The 16,688-nt window shown below is 64.3% G+C and carries 15 protein-coding genes and 1 pseudogene; 4 read left to right on the forward strand and 12 right to left on the reverse strand.

Translation table 11 applies throughout. From position 1 onward, the window contains the following. Positions 1-97: 97 nt before the first annotated feature. Together DFR67_RS08910 and DFR67_RS08915 are read right to left on the reverse strand one after the other, a co-directional pair. On the reverse strand, positions 98-853 hold the full coding sequence (locus DFR67_RS08910; protein WP_110469259.1) for an IclR family transcriptional regulator: 756 nt from the start codon (positions 851-853) through the stop codon (positions 98-100). Beyond that, positions 850-2,304 (reverse strand): APC family permease, encoded by a 1,455-nt coding sequence (locus DFR67_RS08915; RefSeq protein WP_110469157.1) that lies wholly within the window; start codon positions 2,302-2,304, stop codon positions 850-852. Before DFR67_RS08915 ends, DFR67_RS08910 begins: the two co-directional genes overlap by 4 nt. 512 nt (positions 2,305-2,816) lie before the next feature. Here DFR67_RS08915 and DFR67_RS08920 point away from each other — a divergent pair. Genes DFR67_RS08920 through DFR67_RS08930 form a run of 3 tightly spaced genes read left to right on the forward strand, consistent with a single transcriptional unit; the run spans position 2,817 to position 6,666 of the window. Further along, on the forward strand, positions 2,817-4,286 hold the full coding sequence (locus tag DFR67_RS08920; protein ID WP_110469158.1) for an APC family permease: 1,470 nt from the start codon (positions 2,817-2,819) through the stop codon (positions 4,284-4,286). Then, entirely contained in the window at positions 4,286-6,205 is a 1,920-nt protein-coding gene (locus tag DFR67_RS08925; protein WP_110469159.1) for a primary-amine oxidase, read from the forward strand. Before DFR67_RS08920 ends, DFR67_RS08925 begins: the two co-directional genes overlap by 1 nt. Positions 6,206-6,207: 2 nt before the next feature. Further along, positions 6,208-6,666 (forward strand): hypothetical protein, encoded by a 459-nt coding sequence (locus DFR67_RS08930; protein WP_146240404.1) that lies wholly within the window; start codon positions 6,208-6,210, stop codon positions 6,664-6,666. Here the strand turns inward: DFR67_RS08930 and DFR67_RS31485 are convergent. Both DFR67_RS31485 and DFR67_RS31490 read right to left on the reverse strand, forming a co-directional pair. After that, positions 6,608-6,874 (reverse strand): Lrp/AsnC ligand binding domain-containing protein, encoded by a 267-nt coding sequence (locus DFR67_RS31485; RefSeq protein WP_425451263.1) that lies wholly within the window; start codon positions 6,872-6,874, stop codon positions 6,608-6,610. The genes DFR67_RS08930 and DFR67_RS31485 overlap by 59 nt on opposite strands. Before the next feature lie 30 nt (positions 6,875-6,904). Further along, positions 6,905-7,033, reverse strand: a pseudogene (locus tag DFR67_RS31490) (AsnC family protein); the annotation flags it as partial. Positions 7,034-7,101: 68 nt separating this feature from the next. On the opposite strand from DFR67_RS31490, the gene DFR67_RS08940 reads away from it, so the two are divergent. Further along, complete coding sequence (locus tag DFR67_RS08940) at positions 7,102-7,710, forward strand: hypothetical protein (RefSeq protein WP_110469162.1); 609 nt, start codon at positions 7,102-7,104, stop codon at positions 7,708-7,710. A 37-nt stretch (positions 7,711-7,747) separates the two neighbouring features. On the opposite strand, the gene DFR67_RS08945 is transcribed toward DFR67_RS08940, so the two are convergent. The 8 genes from DFR67_RS08945 to DFR67_RS08980 all read right to left on the reverse strand — a co-directional run bounded on the left by DFR67_RS08945 (position 7,748) and on the right by DFR67_RS08980 (position 16,634). Beyond that, positions 7,748-8,074: a TfoX/Sxy family protein gene (locus DFR67_RS08945; protein ID WP_110469163.1), complete on the reverse strand. Its 327-nt coding sequence runs from the start codon at positions 8,072-8,074 to the stop codon at positions 7,748-7,750. A gap of 69 nt (positions 8,075-8,143) precedes the next feature. Next, positions 8,144-8,836: an urea ABC transporter ATP-binding subunit UrtE gene (gene urtE / locus DFR67_RS08950; RefSeq protein WP_110469260.1), complete on the reverse strand. Its 693-nt coding sequence runs from the start codon at positions 8,834-8,836 to the stop codon at positions 8,144-8,146. Continuing rightward, a complete protein-coding gene (gene urtD, locus DFR67_RS08955; protein ID WP_110469164.1) occupies positions 8,836-9,678 on the reverse strand; it encodes an urea ABC transporter ATP-binding protein UrtD in 843 nt (280 codons plus the stop codon). The genes urtE and urtD overlap by 1 nt, the downstream gene beginning before the upstream one ends. After that, on the reverse strand, positions 9,675-10,787 hold the full coding sequence (urtC, locus tag DFR67_RS08960; protein ID WP_110469165.1) for an urea ABC transporter permease subunit UrtC: 1,113 nt from the start codon (positions 10,785-10,787) through the stop codon (positions 9,675-9,677). The genes urtD and urtC overlap by 4 nt, the downstream gene beginning before the upstream one ends. Further along, positions 10,784-11,671: an urea ABC transporter permease subunit UrtB gene (gene urtB, locus DFR67_RS08965; protein WP_110469166.1), complete on the reverse strand. Its 888-nt coding sequence runs from the start codon at positions 11,669-11,671 to the stop codon at positions 10,784-10,786. The genes urtC and urtB overlap by 4 nt, the downstream gene beginning before the upstream one ends. A gap of 65 nt (positions 11,672-11,736) precedes the next feature. Continuing rightward, positions 11,737-13,014 carry an urea ABC transporter substrate-binding protein gene (urtA, locus tag DFR67_RS08970; protein WP_110469167.1) on the reverse strand — a complete coding sequence of 426 codons (1,278 nt, stop codon included), beginning with the start codon at positions 13,012-13,014 and terminating at the stop codon, positions 11,737-11,739. Positions 13,015-13,273: 259 nt separating this feature from the next. Then, positions 13,274-15,598 (reverse strand): endopeptidase La, encoded by a 2,325-nt coding sequence (gene lon, locus DFR67_RS08975; protein WP_110469168.1) that lies wholly within the window; start codon positions 15,596-15,598, stop codon positions 13,274-13,276. Positions 15,599-15,695: 97 nt separating this feature from the next. After that, complete coding sequence (locus tag DFR67_RS08980; RefSeq protein ID WP_110469169.1) at positions 15,696-16,634, reverse strand: SDR family oxidoreductase; 939 nt, start codon at positions 16,632-16,634, stop codon at positions 15,696-15,698. Positions 16,635-16,688 lie beyond the last annotated feature (54 nt).

Consider the following 16,688-nt stretch of genomic DNA (forward strand, 5'->3'; position numbering starts at 1 on the left):
GACTCCAGGTGTCGGGAGGGCCACAGATCGTGGACTGTCACGACCGTACGACGCCCTCGGGTGAGGTGACCATCGGTCATCTCACCCATTTCTGGTCTCAGGCGAGGAGCCGGGACAGCTGCACGACCACGGGCGCAATCGCATCGACCTGCCGCTGCATGATCTGCTCGTGCTCGGCGCGACCCGAGATCTCGACGGCGCCGACGAGTGCGTCGCGGGACGAACGGATCGGGACTGCGACGCACGCGGCGTCCTCGATCAGTTCGCCGATCTCGACCGCGTATCCACGTCCGACGGTCAGCGCGAGATGGGCCTGCAGATCGGGGATCGCCGTGATGGTCCGGGGTGTCAGGCGGCGCAGTCGTTCCTGACCCAGAAGAGTTGTCGGGTCGTCTTTTTCCGCGATCAGCAGTTTGCCCACGGCACTGGCGTGCAGATTGCGGTTGATGGTCTGCTCGTCGGCGGGCGGGGCGTACTCGTGGTCGATATCGGCCGCCCGGACCGCAGTGTTGGTGAAGAGATAGAGATGCACCCCGAACCGAACGGTCAGCCGTAGCTCCGTCAAGATGTCCCGCGCGGCCTCACACACCACCGGGGCCACCGAGGCGTCCACCAGCACGCCGACCTTGCGGCCGAGTGCAAAGCCGGACAGGTCGGGTAGCCGAACCAGATAGCCCTCGCCGACAAGCAGGTTCAGTAGGCGGTACGTGGTGGCCGTGGGCATGCCGAGTCGGGTCGTGATCTCCTTGGCCGTGACGCCGGCACCCGCGCGGGCGACTTCTTCGAGGACGTGGAGCGCACTCTGCACGGCTCGTGGCTGTCGCCCGGACAACGTCATCTCGGGAGGTGTCATCGCCTGACCTCCCACGGGCGGTAGTTGTCGACGATGTCACGGCCTACGGGCTCGTCGTAGAGACCGACCCGTGTACGCACCCCGGGATCGCGTTTCACCCGCCACAGGTAGACGACAAGACCGAGGATGAGAAGCGCGGCGAACACCGCTGTCGTCGTGCCCGCCACGAAGGTCTGGGCAAAGGCCGCCCACGTGATCAGCGCAACCAGGATCGCGGCGGTGAGCCCTCCGATCACGACCGGGATCGGCGTCAGTTCCCCGATCCGGTTCAGGAACGCAGGGGTCGCCACGCAGAGCAGCACGTACGCGAGGACGTAGCCGTGTGCGGACGCGGTCAGCAGCGCGAGCAGCGCAGACCGCGGTGAGGATGCCACCAGGAACGTGATGGTCACGGCGACCATTATCGGCATCGCGGTGAGCAATGCGACGTGGGGTGTCCGGAACCGGGGGTGGGTGTGGCCGAGAACCTTGGGCACAACACCTTCGCGGCCCATGGCGAACAGCGTCCGGGACAGGGCTGTCGTCGAACCGACGATGCAGGCCAACCAGGATGCGGTGATGCCGATTTCGAGCAACACCGACAAGGTGGTCGAGGCCGCGCCTGACGAGTTCGGGAGGTTTAGCACGAAGGGCAGGTGATCATTGCCGTCACCGAGCAGTGCGGGCGTCTGCATGGACGAGGCGAACAGGTAGAGCGCACCGAGCACCAGTGGCGTCCACCGAACGGCGCGGGACACCGCGACGAACGGATTCCGCGCCTCGCGGGCCAGCGTGCCGGCACTTTCGAATCCCACGAAGGCCACAATCGACAGCAGCAAGGTGAACGCCAATGTGGAACCGCTGATCTCCGGATCGGGCGGTGCGCGGACCCGGCCGCCGGCGTGTACGAATGCCACTACGAGGACGACCGCGGCGATCGTGATGGCGAAGAACTCCACCACCAACGTGATCCGGGCGGACAGGCGGACGCCGCGCACCATCAGGCCGACCGTGAGTACGCCGACCAGTACCGCGAGTAGACACACGGTGACCGTGCCGTTGGGGACGCCGATCCTCGACAGGAGGGCGGCAAGGTAACTCGAGGCGCCGAGCACACTCGCCATTGCGGCAGCGGCATAGCCGATGACGACGGACCACCCGGCGATGACGCCACCGACGGGACCGAGGCCTTTGACCACGTAACTGTAGAGCCCGCTGACCGCGGCCATGCGGGTGCTGAACTGGCCGACGCAGTAGCCGACGGCGGTCATCAGCAGCGTCGCCACGCCGAAGATGGCGATGGCCAGATTCCCGACGTCGGCGATCACCAGGGCCGGCACCGTCACCATGACGGCGGAGGGAGCCACCGCCGCCACCGACTGGCCGAGAACCTGCGCGAAGGACAATTGGGCGCGATCGAGCCCGGCCAGCGGCGACGTCTGGACCGCCAGGACCCTGTTCGATTGCGACACCGAGCACCCACTTCCGTTCTGTGGGGAGACGTTAGTCCGGAAACGGCGGTCGCGAGGCGCTCCCCGGTCAATTTCGAGTGATTTCAAATGAGAATCGGCCGGCCGGGAGAGATCCAGGTCCGTCTCAGCCGGCCCTGGAAACGCACGGTACTGCGAGAACAACCAGAAGTGGAATGGGAATCCCCCACAAGATCCGCGCCGAAAGCCGAATGAGAAAGAGAAACAGGCGAATTCCCACTCGGAGAAAGGGGTGACACAGGACACATGCGTGAACTAACGTCCGAACCAGAGCAACCCGATGAGCTCGACAACGGCGGTGAAAAATGATTCACCGCAACAGATTTGGTACCCGGGTGGGTGGCGTATCGGCCGAATGAGAACCGATCACCGCCGCCTTCTCGTTCAGAGCACAGCAGAACGTGACCGACGCGCAACGGTGCCGACAATCTGTCGCACCACGATGACCACATTCTCTTTCCGAACCTTCCCGACGCGAACCAGAAAGCCGAAACATGACCCTCAACGCACAGGTACCGCCCGGTACCGCCGCGAGTACTCCACCGCGACGATTGGCGGGCACCCTCGGACCCGCCGCCATCGTCTTCATGGTTGTCGCCGCAGCGGCGCCGCTGACCGTGATCGCAGGTACCGTGCCGCTCGGCATCGCCGCCGGCAACGGGCCGGCCTTCCCGGCCTCCTACATCGTGTGCACGGTGGTCCTGATGTTCTTCGCGGTCGGGTTCACCGCGATGAGCAGGTACATCCCCGGCGCCGGTGCCTTCTACACCTATGTCACAGAGGGGATCGGCCGTCACGCCGGACTCGGCACCGCGTTCCTCGCCCTGATCTCCTATACAGCGGTGCAGGGCGCCGTCTACGGGTACATCGGTGCTGCGATCAACGACCTCGTCACCTCGCACGGCGGACCGTCGGTCCCGTGGTGGCTGTGGGCATTGCTGTCGATGGCGGTGGTCGGTGTGCTGGGATATCGGCACATCAATCTGTCCGGTCGGGTGCTGGCTGTCCTCCTCGTCTGTGAGGTCGGCATCGTGCTGGTCATCGATGCAGCGGTGATCGGTCAGGGTGGCGGCGACACCGGTATGTCCACCGCGATGTTCCAGCCGTCCGAATTCTTCTCCGGTGCACCGGGTATCGCGCTCATCTTCGCGATCGCCGGATTCATCGGTTTCGAGGCCACCGCTGTCTTCCGCGATGAGGCCAGGGACCCGGAGCGGACGATTCCCAGGGCCACCTACCTCGCCCTACTCGTGATCGGAGGGTTCTATGCCCTCTCGAGCTGGGCGATGGTCAGTGCCTGGGGTGACGAAGGCGCCGTCGAACTCGCCGGCACCAACCCGGAAGGGATGATCACCGAGACCGCCACCGAGTACGTCGGGTCCGTTGCGGGTGACCTGGTTCAGATCCTGCTGATCACCAGCCTGTTCGCCGCTCTGCTCTCGTTCCACAATGTCTTGTCTCGGTACATGTTCTCGCTGGGCAACAGCAAGGCGTTGCCACGTCAGTGCGGGCTGGCCCATTCGAAGCACGAATCCCCGCACATCGCCTCTGTCGTCCAGACCGTGACGGCCGCGATCCTGGTCGGCGTATCGGCGCTCGCTGGTCTCGATCCTGTGACCGAGGTGTTCGCCTGGTACGCCGGCGTCGCTGCGGTCGGGGTGGTGGCGCTGATGGTCCTCACGTCGATTGCCGTGTTGGTGTACTTCCGCCGCACCCGTGCCGACACCAGGATCTGGAACACCGTGATCGCACCGGCCATCGGACTGATCGGACTGCTTGCGCTGCTGTACATGACAATTCGAAATCTTCCGCTGCTGGTAGGCGGATCGACAACCCTTGCCGCGATCATCGGAGTGATCCTGCTCGCCACCTTTGCCGGCGGAGTGGCCGTCGCGGTGATGCGCCCTCACGCTGCCCGTATCGACACCACCACCGACAACACCCTCGAGAAGGAGAACATCTGATGAGTACCGCACTCGTACGCACCACCCATCCACTCGCGCCGCTCACGGCAGACGAGATCGACACCGCCCGTGAGGTCCTCGCCGGTGAGGGTCTGGTCAACGACAGCACCCGCTTCGTATACGTCGGACTCGAAGAGCCCGCCAAGGCAGCAGTGCTGGGCCACAAAGACGGTGACGATGTCGAGCGGCGACTGCGCGTTCTGCTCCTCGATCGCGCGACCGGGCTCGGCACCGACACCGTCGTCTCGGTGACGCAGCGTAGCGTGGTCACGAGCACCGAGGTCGACTCCACCGCCGACGGCCACGTCCCGATCCTCGACGTGGAGTTCGAAGACATCGAGTCGTTCCTGCTCGAGAGCCCGGACTGGCTGGCGGCCATGGAGAAGCGTTCGATCGATCCCTCGAAGGTGCGTGCGGTTCCGCTGTCGGCCGGCGTGTTCGGCCACGAAGACGAGGTGGGGCAGCGGATTGTCCGGGTACTGGCCTTCTTTCAGGAGGACTGCGCTGATCTACCGTGGGCTCACCCGATCGACGGTGTCGTCGCCTACGTGAATCTGACCGAACGCCGGATCGCCAAGGTGGTCGATGAGATCGAGCTGCCCGTGCCGGCCGAGCGCGGCGAGTGGAATGCCGCACCGCACGCGAGCGCCCCGCGAACGGACCTCAAGCCCATCGAGATCACCCAACCCGACGGGGCGAGCTTCAGTGTCCACGGCAACCAGATCACCTGGGCCGACTGGAAGTTCCGGTTCGGGTTCGACGTGCGCGAGGGGTTGACCTTGCACCAGCTGTCGTTCGCCGATGGGGGCGTCGACCGGTCGGTCATCTACCGGGCCTCGATCGCGGAAATGGTTGTTCCCTACGCCGACCCGTCACCGGTTCGGTATTGGCAGAACTACTTCGATCAGGGCGAGTACCTGTTCGGCCGCTACACGAACTCGCTCGAACTCGGCTGCGACTGCCTCGGTGAGATCCAGTATTTCGACGTCACCATCGCCGATGAATCCGGCAAGCCGCGAGCGATGAAGAATGCCATCTGCCTGCACGAAGAGGACTACGGCGTGCTCTGGAAGCACACCGACATGTTCAACGGCATGACCGAGACCCGGAGGTCGCGCCGGCTGGTCATCTCCTTCTTCCTGACCATCGGTAACTACGACTACGGCTTCTACTGGTACCTGTACCTCGACGGCACCATCGAGTTCGAGGCGAAGGCCACCGGAATCGTCTTCACGTCGGCCTACCGCGGGGAAGACGGCTATTCGACCGAGATGGCGCCCGGCCTCGGAGCCCCGTTCCACCAGCATCTGTTCTCCGCGCGACTCGACATGGCCGTCGACGGGTCGGTCAACGCCGTCGACGAAGTGGACGCGGTCCCGGTGCCGATGGGTCCGGAGAACCCGTGGGGCAACGCGTTCCGCGCGCAGAAGACGCGCCTGAGCAAAGAGTCCGACGCCCAACGTCTGGCCGACAACCTCAAGGCCCGCGTCTGGCACGTCACGAATCCGACCAAACAAAACCGGCTCGGGCAGGATGTCGGATACGCTCTGCATCCCGAGGGCCAGCCAGTGTTGCTCGCAGACCCGGCCAGTTCCATCGCGGGGCGTGCGGCGTTCGCGACCAAGCATCTGTGGGTCACCCGCTACGCGGACGACGAGCGTTACCCGGCAGGAGATTTCGTGAACCAGCATCCCGGCCAGGCGGGTCTCCCGGCCTTCGTGGCGCAAGACCGCAGTGTCGATGGTGAAGACGTGGTCCTCTGGCACACCTTCGGGTTGACGCACTTTCCGCGTCCCGAGGATTGGCCGGTCATGCCGGTCGACTATGCGGGGTTCAAGCTCAAGCCGGTGAACTTCTTCGATCGCAACCCGTCCCTGGATCTGCCGGCGTCCCCGACGAAGCACTGCTGCGCGGACTGATCGTGGCCGCACCGGTTGTTGTCGTACGGCGCGGGGTGGCGATGCTCGGTGCCACCTCGGCCGTGCTCCATCTGTTGGTGCTCGGCGGGCACGGGTCGTCGCCGGCCATGATGGGCGTCATGGCGGCGATGGCCGCGGGTTGTGTGTATTGCGCCTGGCATCTGTGGGGTCCGGCATCGGTCCGGGACTGGGGCCTGGTGGCCGTCATGAACCTCGGGATGGTCGGGCTTCACCTGTTCTTGATGGGCGGTGGCACGCACGTCCACGGTGCCCAGCCCGCCATGGACATGTCGTCTCACTCCGGGAGCACGGTCGCCGCGATCGCGGCGGGAGCGGCCGTGGTGGAGGCGACGATCGCCACCGCCGTGGTGTTCGTGAGGACCAGAGCGGGCACTTCCCCGATCAGGTCGGGCGCAGCGCAATCCGCGTCTGCGTCTGCGCTGCACCCGCTTCGGACTTGAGCGCTCGCAGGAATCGATCGAGGTGTGCGGTGTCGACGACCTGAATGTGCAGTAGGTAGTCGTAGGGTCCGGTCATGTGGACCGCGTCCCTGATCTCACGAAGGTGCTCGATGCGGCCCAGGAAAGCGTCGTAGGTGGTGTCGGCGCCTAGCCGGACATCGATGAAAGCCTCCAGTCCACCGGGCGCACGACTGCTGTGGTCGGCGATCACCGCCCGATATCCGACGATCGTCCCGTCCGACTCGAGTTTGTGTACGCGGGCGGCCGCGGCACTGGTGCTCAGGCCCACGGATTCACCGAGGGCGCGAAACGAAATCCGCGCATCCCCGCGCAAGATCGCTAGAATTGCGCCGTCAATCGCGTCCATACGAGAACAATAACGGTCCCGCCGCACATCGTTCGGTCACTCACCCAGCCACGCGCCAAACTTTGTCCATGTCGATCGCCAGCGCATTCGGAACCGGGATGCTCGCCGGACTGGGCGTCGCCGTGCCTCTCGGCGCCATCGGAATCCTCATCGTCCGACAGAGCGCTGTCTCGGGCCTTCGGTCGGGTGCAGTGGCCGCTTCGGCGGTGGCGATGGTCGATACGGCTTACTGCGTTGCGGCGCTCGTGCTCGGCGGATTGATCGCGCGGTGGCTCGAGGCGGCGGGTGGGGCGCCCACGGCTGTTGCCGCCTTGGTGCTGATCGCTGTGGGAGCGTGGGGGATGTTCCGGACGCGCGGCGAGGTGACCGGCGCCCGTTCTCCATTCGCGGCGCCGTCACATCCGCGTACGTTCGCGCTCTTTGTCGCTCTGACAGCAGTGAATCCAGTGACCCTGCTCTACTTCACCGCACTGGCCGCCACGTTGCCGCGAGGAGAGATCACCACCGGGACGATGTTCGTGCTGGGTGTGTCGGCAGCGTCGCTCATGTGGCAACTCCTGTTGGCAGGAGCCGGCTTCCGGCTCGGGGCACGCATCAGTTCCGGATCCCACACGATTGTGAGCTTCGCCGGCTACGGCATCGTCATCGCGCTCGGGTTGCTGATGCTCGGACGGTGACGACGTTGTCCTTTGACAGCGTTGTCCTCGGTGGCGCTCAGGTCGCGAGCCGGGCCTGTTCGACACCACGCGCAACCCAGGTCTGCAGCTGCCGCTTGGTCTTGAAGCCGCCTGCATCGACGCGGAGCCATCCACGGGTTTCCGTGTTGCGCATCATCATCGGTGACACGAACGTGCGGGTGAGCAGCGTTTCGTATTCGTCTCGGCTCACGCGGACCATGAGTCCACCCTGCCCGCTGGCGGCGACGGCCATATGACCGTTGACCAGGAATGCGAGGCCACCGAACATGCGCTTCTCGGACAGTCCCGGCTCAGGACCGAGCAGTTCACGGATCCGGTTCGCGAGGTCGTCGTCGTACGCCATCTCCTCAGTCTGCGATACACAGCCCAGGCGCGCCGCTTATTTGCGCCAGGTACCGGATGTTCGGAGAACTCAGATGGTCATCGCCTCGCGGACACTTGCCTCTGCCCCAGAACCACCTTCGCCGGTCGAGGTGATCCGGCCGCTCTCGAGAATGTAATAGCGACCGGCGGCTTCCAGAGCGAAGCCGATCTGCTGTTCGACCAGCAATACGCCCATACCGCCGCGTTGGGTCAGAGTGCTGATGGTGTTCTCGATTTCCGCGACGACGGACGGCTGGATGCCCTCTGTCGGTTCGTCGAGGATCAGCATGGTGGGCTCGGTGATCAGCGCACGGGCGATGGCCAGCTGCTGCCGTTGACCACCGGAGAGCAAGCCGGCGCGACGGGTGAGGAGGTCCTTGAGCGCAGGGAACAGATCCAGCATCTCGTCGATGAGCTGTTTCCCGCGCTTGCGGCCATCGGCGACCACCTGGAGGTTCTCCGCGGTGGTCAAGTAGCCGAAGCTCTGCTGACCTTGCGGGACGTAGGCCAGACCCATCTTGACGCGGGCACTGGGACGCATCGAGGTGATGTCGGCGCCGTCGAACATAACCGTTCCCTGGGTGACCTTCAGCAGTCCGACTGCTGCGCGCAGCAGGGTGGTCTTGCCGGCTCCGTTGTGTCCCATGACCGCTGCGACACCATCGGCCGGAACTTCGATACTCGCGCCGTGGATGACTTCGGAGCGACCGTAACCGGTTCGTACGTCGATCAATTCGAGCATCATGCGGTCCCTTCGGCTTCGGCGGCGACTTCTTCGAGTTCGGCGCCGCCTGCAGCGGTGCCGAGGTAGACCTCCTGTACCTGGGGATTCGCCTGCACTTCGGCCACCGATCCCTCGGCGATCACCTTGCCGCGGGCCAAGACGGTCACGGAGGTCGCGAAGGCTCTCATGAAGTCCATGTCGTGTTCGACCACCACGACTGTGCGTTCGCCACCGATGCGGCGCAGCAGGTTTCCGGTCTCTTCACGTTCTTCATGGCTCATTCCGGCCACCGGTTCGTCGAGCAGCAGCACCGACGCGTTCTGGACCAGCAGCATGCCGATCTCGAGCCACTGCTTCTGTCCGTGTGCCAGTACCCCTGCCGGTTTGTCGCGGAGGCCCTGCAGTCCGATGGTTTCCAGTGCCTCCTCGATCTCAGGGAGGATGCCGGATCGACGTCGCAGCAATGTCATGGGCGAGCGGCCCGCACCTGCGGCGATGTCCAGGTTCTGTAGGACGGTGAGCTGCTCGAACACACTGGCCGTCTGGAACGTACGTCCGACACCGAGGCGCGCGATCCGGTGCACTTTCTTGCCGACGAGTTCGACGCCGGACTTCTGGATCGACCCCGTTGCCGGGACGAGTCCGGTGATGGCGTCGATGATGGTTGTCTTGCCTGCGCCGTTGGGCCCGATGAGGAACCGTAGATCGCCTTGCAAGAGAGTCAGATCGACGTCGGTCACCGCCTTGAAGCCGTCGAAGCTGACCGATAGCCCGCGGACCTGGAGGTAGTCGCTGGACATGCCGGCGTTGCCGCCGAGGACGGGAGCCTTGTCGATGACGGGTGATTCGTTCGGATTCATGAGGATGCTCCCACCGGCGTCGCTTCGGCCTTGTCCGGCTCAGGGTCGGGCGGATCGGGTTCGGCTCGTTTTCGGCGCCATCTCGCCAGCGCGCCGAGGCCTGCCAGGCCGGCAGGGAAGAACCCGACGACGACGATGAAGAGCAGGCCCTGGGCGTAGACCCATCCCGAAGGGAAGCTTTCCGACAGGTTGGTCTGAGCCCATGCGACACCGATGGCGCCCAGGACCGGCCCGAGCAGAGTGGTGCGGCCACCGATGGCGACGCCGATGAGGAAGGCGATCGACGGGACGATGCCCACGTCGGCGGGTGAGATGATTCCGACGACCGGAACGAACAGTGCGCCTGCGATACTCGCGAACAGTGCCGCGACAGTGTAGGCAACCAGCTTGATGTTGGCGGGGTCGTAGCCGAGAAAGCGAACGCGCTCTTCCTGGTCGCGGACCGCGACCAGCAGCTCACCGTAGCGGCTGTACATCAACTGCCGCGTGACGGCGACGACGATCAGCAACGCGGCGGCCGCGATGAAGAACAAAAGTCGTTTGTTGGCCGGGTCATTGAGCGCCAACCCGAAGAAGCTCCGAAAGCGGTTGAGCCCGTTGCTACCCCCGGTCGTTTGCTGACCGACCAGCAGGATGGCGAACGCGGCGGCCAACGCCTGCGACAGGATCGCGAAGTAGGCGCCTTTGACCCGGCGCTTGAAGATGCCGAGACCGAGGACCACCGCGACCCCGGTGGGGATGAAGATGATGCCGAGGATGGTGACGACCGGCGAGGTGAACGGTTGCCAGTATCCGGGCAGATCGGCGATCCCGGCGATCTGCATGAAGTCGGGCACGGTGTCGCCGCGGAGTTCGGCATCGGAGATCTTGAGGTGCATCGCCATGATGTAGGCGCCGAGACCGAAGAACACGCCCTGGCCGAGGACGAGCATTCCCCCTCGGCCCCATGCCAATCCGATGCCGACCGCAACGATACCGAAGCAGAGGAACTTGCCGAGCAGGTTGAGCCGGAAGTCGCTGAGAACGGCAGGGGCGACGGCAAAGAGCAGCACCGCTGCGATCGCGAAACCTGCGTAGACCTGCCAGCGAGTCGATACGAATTGTTTCACACCAGGCTCCTCGTCTTGACGGTGAAGAGTCCCTGCGGGCGAATCTGCAGGAAGATCACGATGAGCACGAACACGACGACTTTCGCAGCGGAGGCGGTGGTGTTGTATTCGATGAAGGAGTTCAGCAATCCGAGCGCGAGGGCCGCGATGACGGCGCCCTTGATCTGTCCGAGGCCGCCGATGACCACGACCAGGAAGGCATCGATCAGATAGGTGGTTCCGGTATTGGAACTGGTCGAGCCGATCAGGGTCAGCGCGACGCCCGCGATGCCTGCGAGGCCGGAGCCGATGAAAAAGGTGGTGATATCGGTTTTGCGGCTGGAGATGCCGCTGGTCTCCGCCAATTCGCGATGCTGGACGACCGCTCGGATCCGGCGTCCCATGGAGGTGTACTTCATCGTCGCGGCGAGGGCGGTCACGCAGACCACCGCGAGGATCATGATGAAGATCCGGCTCTTGGGGACGACAGCGCCCAGTATCTCGACACCTCCGCTGAGCCATTCCGGGCCGGCGACGTTGACTGCGGGTGCGCCGAAGATGTCGCGGGCGGCCTGTTGCAGCACCAACCCGACACCGAAGGTGACCAGCAAGGTGTCGAGTGGTCGGTGATACATGCGTTTGATGAGGGTGACTTCGAGCGCCACCCCCATCAGGCCACCCACGAGGAAGCCGACAAAGAGCGAGACGATCAGGGAAACACCGGTATTGGAGATCACGTACTCCTGCACCACATAAGCGGTGTATGACCCGGTCATGATGAACGCACCATGGGCCATGTTGATGACGCCCATCTGACCGAAGGTCAGTGAGAGTCCCAACGCCGCCAGTAGCAGGATCGACCCCAGGCTGAGCCCGGTGAACGTCTGTCCGATCAGCACATCCACGATGGCTGTCCCTTCCCGATCACAACTTGCCGGCTTCCTCGTGAGTTGATGTCAGAACCGATTGCTCAGCCGCCCAGACCTTCCGCCCAGGGGTATCCCTTGAGGTAGGGATCCGGCTGGATCGGCTGCGGTGATTCCCAGATGGTGTAGATCAAACCGTCTGGACGAATCTCGCCGATGCGTGCGGTCTTCGTGATGTGGTTGTTCGCACCGTCGATGGTGACCAGGCCTTCGGGAGCATCGAATGTCACGCCGCCAGCGGCTTCTTGGATTTCGGGCACTCCGAATGACTGTGCCTTTTCGACGGTGTTCTTCCACAGGTACACCGAGACGTAGGCAGCTTCCATCGGATCCGAGGTCGGCTTGTTCGCACCGTATTTCGCCTTGTACGCGGCGACGAAGGCATTGTTCACCGGTGTGTCGATCGTCTGGTAGTAGTTCCATGCGGTGAGCTGTCCATCGATGTTCTGTACGCCGATGCCACCGATTTCCTCTTCGGCGATGGACACCGACACGACGGGCATGTCTGCGGCCGTCAGGCCCACGTTGTTGTACTCGCGGAAGAACGCCACGTTCGAGTCGCCGTTGAGGGTGTTGAACACTGCATCTGCGTCAGCGGTGCGGACCTTGTTCACGATGGTGGAGAAGTCGGTGGATCCGAGCGGGGTGTAGTCCTCGCCCTTGATCTCCATGCCGTTTGCTTCGGCGTAGGCCTTGATGATCCGGTTGGCGGTCTGCGGGAACACGTAGTCACTGCCCACCAGATAGAGCGACTTGACGCCCTTCTCCTTCAGGTAGTCCAGGGCTGGGACGATCTGCTGATTCGTGGTTGCGCCGGTGTAGAAGATGTTCTTCGACGACTCGAGACCCTCGTACTGCACGGGGTAGTACAGCAGTGCGTTGTTGTCCTCGAACACCGGGAGCATCGCCTTGCGGCTCGATGAGGTCCAGCCACCGAATACCGTTGCGACGCAGTCGCTGCTGATCAGCTTTTCGGCCTTTTCGGCGAAGATGGTGGGTTCGGAGGCGCCGTCTTCTCCGATGATCTCCACCTGCTTGCCCATGACGCCACCTGCGGCGTTGATCTCCTCGACCGCGAGGGCGATCGAATCACGCACGGTGACTTCGGAAATCGCCATGGTTCCCGACAAGGAATTGAGCGAACCGACCTTGACCGTGCTGCCCGAGGTGTCCACGCATGACGTTGCCGAACTGCTGGTCTCCTCACTCGCCGAGCTGCCGCAGGCAGTGAGGACAAGGGCCACCGCGGTGAGCGCGGCGGGGGCGATGAGAGCCGACCGGCGGAAACGAGGCCTCGGTGGTGAAGCGTCAGATTGCGGCATGTGCCGACCTTTCGATTGTCGTGCGCAAACAGGGGAGAGATGCGGAACGGTGAACCCGAGATGTCCGAAACATGAATACGATTACTTGTACGCGCATAAAAATAGGGATGGATTGTTGCGGCAGTGTGACGGCCGGTGTCCGTTTCGTTTCGTAATGTTGTGTTTACCTCGGAAACGCAGCAAGCCCACCCGCGACGCGGGTGGGCTTGCTGATGCTGAATGAAATTGTCTGATGCTCAGCGACTTTCGCTACCGAGAATCATGCTGCGGTGACGGCAACCTCGCCGATCGGCTCGAGGGCCTGGGCGATGATGTCCGCGACATCGGTCATTGGATGCACGGTCAGTGCTTCCAAGACCTCGGCCGGAACATCATCGAGATCCGGCTCGTTGCGGCTCGGGATGAATACAGTGGTCATTCCCGATCGCGCCGCTGCAAGGAGCTTCTGCTTGACGCCACCGATCGGCAGAACCCGGCCGTTGAGGGTGACCTCGCCCGTCATCGCGACGTCGGCCCGCACCTTGCGGCCTGTCGCCATCGACACCAGGGCGGTGACCATGGTGACACCGGCGGAGGGTCCGTCCTTCGGTGTCGCTCCGGCCGGGACGTGCACGTGGATGCTGCGTTCGAGCGACTTCGGCTCGATACCGAAGTCCGCGGCGTGCGAGCGAACGTAGCTCAACGCGATCTGCGCCGATTCCTTCATCACGTCGCCGAGCTGCCCGGTCAGGACCAGCCCTTCACCCTCGGTCGAGCCGGCCTCGATGTAGAGGACGTCGCCGCCGAGCCCTGTGACCGCGAGTCCGGTCGCCACGCCCGGCACTGCCGTACGTTCTTCCGAATCGGGGGTGAACCGGGGCTTGCCGAGGTAGCCGACGAGGTCGGGTTCATCAACCGTGATCTTTGTACCCTCTGCCGCACCGCTCAGCGATGTCGTCACCTTGCGCATCAGCTTGGCAAGGAAACGCTCGAACTGGCGAACGCCGGGCTCACGGGTGTAGTCGGCCGCGATCTTGCGGAGCGCGTCGTCGGTGACCTCGACTTCGTCGGCGGTGATGGCGGCGCGTTCCTGTTGCCGGGGCAGCAGGTAGTTGCGGGCGATGACCACTTTGTCGTCCTCGGTGTAGCCGTCGATCGTGACGAGCTCCATGCGGTCGAGCAAAGCCGACGGGATCTGTTCGATCACGTTGGCAGTCGCCAGGAAAACCACATCCGACAGGTCGAGATCAAGGTCGAGGTAGTGGTCGCGGAACGTGTGGTTCTGCGCCGGGTCGAGGACCTCGAGCAGTGCCGCGCTGGGATCGCCGCGATAATCGGCGCCCACCTTGTCGATCTCGTCCAGCAGGACGACGGGGTTCATCGAACCCGCCTCGCCGATGGCCCGCACGATACGACCCGGAAGCGCTCCTACGTATGTGCGTCGGTGTCCGCGCATCTCGGCTTCGTCGCGGACGCCGCCGAGGGCGACGCGGACGAACTTGCGACCCAGGGCCCGAGCGACGCTCTCACCGAGCGACGTCTTGCCGACGCCGGGAGGCCCGGCCAGCACCATGACGGCACCGGAGCCACGTCCGCCGACCACCTGCAGGCCGCGTTCGGCCCGGCGGGCGCGAACGGCGAGGTACTCGACGATGCGATCCTTCACATCGTCCAGACCGTGGTGATCGGCGTCGAGGATCGCACGGGCACCCTTGATGTCGGTGGAGTCGGTGGTGGTGACGTTCCACGGCAGATCCAGAACGGTGTCCAACCAGGTTCGGATCCAGCCGCTTTCGGGGCTCTGATCGCTGGCGCGTTCCAGTTTGCCGACCTCGCGCATCGCTGCTTCGCGGACGTTGTCGGGCAGTGTGGCCGACTCGACACGGGCTCGGTAGTCGTCGCTGCCGTCGGGTTCGTCTTCGCCGAGTTCCTTGCGGATGGCGGCGAGTTGCTGGCGCAGCAGGAACTCCTTCTGCGTCTTCTCCATGCCGTCGCGGACGTCGCCGGCAATCTTGTCGTTGACCTCCACCTCGGCCAGGTGGTCGCGGGTCCAGGTGATCAGGGTGCGCAGGCGGTCGCCCACGTCGGGGGTCTCCAGCAGGTCGCGCTTCTGGATGTCGGTCAGGTATGACGCGTAGCCGGCGGTGTCGGCCAACGCCGAAGGATCGGTCAGCTTGTTCACCGAGTCGATGACCTGCCATGCCTCGCGGCGCTGCAGCATGGCCAGCACCAGCTGTTTGTACTCGCTCGCGAGCTCCCGGATCTCGTCGGTGAGTTCGGGTTCTGTGACGGCTTCGATCTCGACCCACAGCGCCGCGCCGGGACCGGTTGTCCCGGAGCCGATGTGCGCGCGGGACTCGCCCTTGAGCACAGCGCCTGACTGGCCGCCGGCCATCCGGCCGAGCTGCACGATCGACGCGACGACGCCGTAGGCGGGATAACGGTCGTCCAGGCGTGGAGCGACCAAGAGTTTGCCGGCGTCGGACGCCTTGGCGGCGTCGACGGCGGCGCGTGCGGCATCATCCAGCTCGACCGGAACCACCATGCCGGGAAGCAGGACAGGATCGGTCAGGAACAACACCGGCAGGCGGTTGAGTTCGGTCATGTTTCCTCCAAAGTTAAGTACTTCGGACTCAACTTCTGGAATCGAAGCTTTGTTCCATCACGTGGTCGTGTTCATCGAGGGCGAACAAGCCGCCCGATCACGAGGTAAATGATGTGGTGAGTCGCTCGGAGATCTGCCAGATCCGCGTGGCGGCCTCGGGGTCACGAAGCCGGGAGTACAGCTTCTGCTCCCCGGGACCGCCGCCCACATGCCCGAGCCCGCGTGGTCCGTAGAACTTTCCCCGTTCGGCATCGGAAGAGGTCGCGGCGTACAGGGCCGGCAGTTGGGCAGTGTCGACGGTCCCGACCAGAATGCCTCGTTCGGAGAGGGTCCTGATCACCTTGCGGCCGAGAGTTTCTCTGTCGCGACCGAGTTCAGCGCGCGCGGCGAGGAGATTGGTCGGAGCAATTCCTGGATGGGAGAGGTTGCTGGTGATGTTCCAGCCGTTCACCTGACTACGTCGGTCGAGTTCCAAGCCGAACAGCCCGAACGCGATCTTCGATTGGCTGTAGGCCTTCATGCCGTCGTACGAGCGCTCCCACTGTAGGTCATCCCAGTTGATGGATCCGCTGTTGGCCGCGACGCTGATCTGCGATGTCACCCGCGCATGCCCGGCGATGAGCAGCGGCAACAGCTCAGCGACGAGCGCGAAGTGGCCGAGATGATTCGTCCCGAACTGGAGCTCGAAGCCGTCGGCCGTGGTTTGCCGGTCAGGCGGGGTCATGACACCGGCGTTGTTCACGAGGATGCGAATCGGCATGTCCTCCTCCCTGAGGGTTTCGCCGAGAGCAGCGACGGAGGCGAGTGAGGAAAGGTCGAGCGCGCGCAATGAGACGTCTGCGGTGGGGTGCTCACGAAGTATCGCAGCGATCGCGGCCTCGCCTTTGGCCGTATTCCGAACCGGCAGCAGCACTTCGGCTCCCGCGGCCGCGAGCTTGCTGGCGATACCGAGCCCGATACCGTCGCTGGCGCCGGTGACCACAGCGCGTTGACCGGACAGATCGGGGATGGTGGTGTCGATGGGTGAGCGTGGCATCGGTATCTCCTGGGGTTGTGAGTGGTGTCTTCACTGTCACCGGTGGTGGCCGAG

Source organism: Williamsia limnetica, assembly GCF_003217475.1.
Taxonomy (GTDB): domain Bacteria; phylum Actinomycetota; class Actinomycetes; order Mycobacteriales; family Mycobacteriaceae; genus Williamsia; species Williamsia limnetica.

Bases quoted from the DNA above. Each gene is read 5' to 3' on its own strand.
- DFR67_RS08980 (WP_110469169.1), bottom strand. From the start codon at position 16,634: ATGCCACGCTCACCCATCGACACCACCATCCCCGATCTGTCCGGTCAA.
- DFR67_RS08910 (WP_110469259.1), bottom strand. From the start codon at position 853: ATGACACCTCCCGAGATGACGTTGTCCGGGCGACAGCCACGAGCCGTG.
- urtA (WP_110469167.1), bottom strand. From the start codon at position 13,014: ATGCCGCAATCTGACGCTTCACCACCGAGGCCTCGTTTCCGCCGGTCG.
- DFR67_RS08920 (WP_110469158.1), top strand. From the start codon at position 2,817: ATGACCCTCAACGCACAGGTACCGCCCGGTACCGCCGCGAGTACTCCA.
- DFR67_RS08940 (WP_110469162.1), top strand. From the start codon at position 7,102: ATGTCGATCGCCAGCGCATTCGGAACCGGGATGCTCGCCGGACTGGGC.
- DFR67_RS08945 (WP_110469163.1), bottom strand. From the start codon at position 8,074: ATGGCGTACGACGACGACCTCGCGAACCGGATCCGTGAACTGCTCGGT.
- urtD (WP_110469164.1), bottom strand. From the start codon at position 9,678: ATGAATCCGAACGAATCACCCGTCATCGACAAGGCTCCCGTCCTCGGC.
- lon (WP_110469168.1), bottom strand. From the start codon at position 15,598: ATGACCGAACTCAACCGCCTGCCGGTGTTGTTCCTGACCGATCCTGTC.
- urtE (WP_110469260.1), bottom strand. From the start codon at position 8,836: ATGCTCGAATTGATCGACGTACGAACCGGTTACGGTCGCTCCGAAGTC.
- DFR67_RS08925 (WP_110469159.1), top strand. From the start codon at position 4,286: ATGAGTACCGCACTCGTACGCACCACCCATCCACTCGCGCCGCTCACG.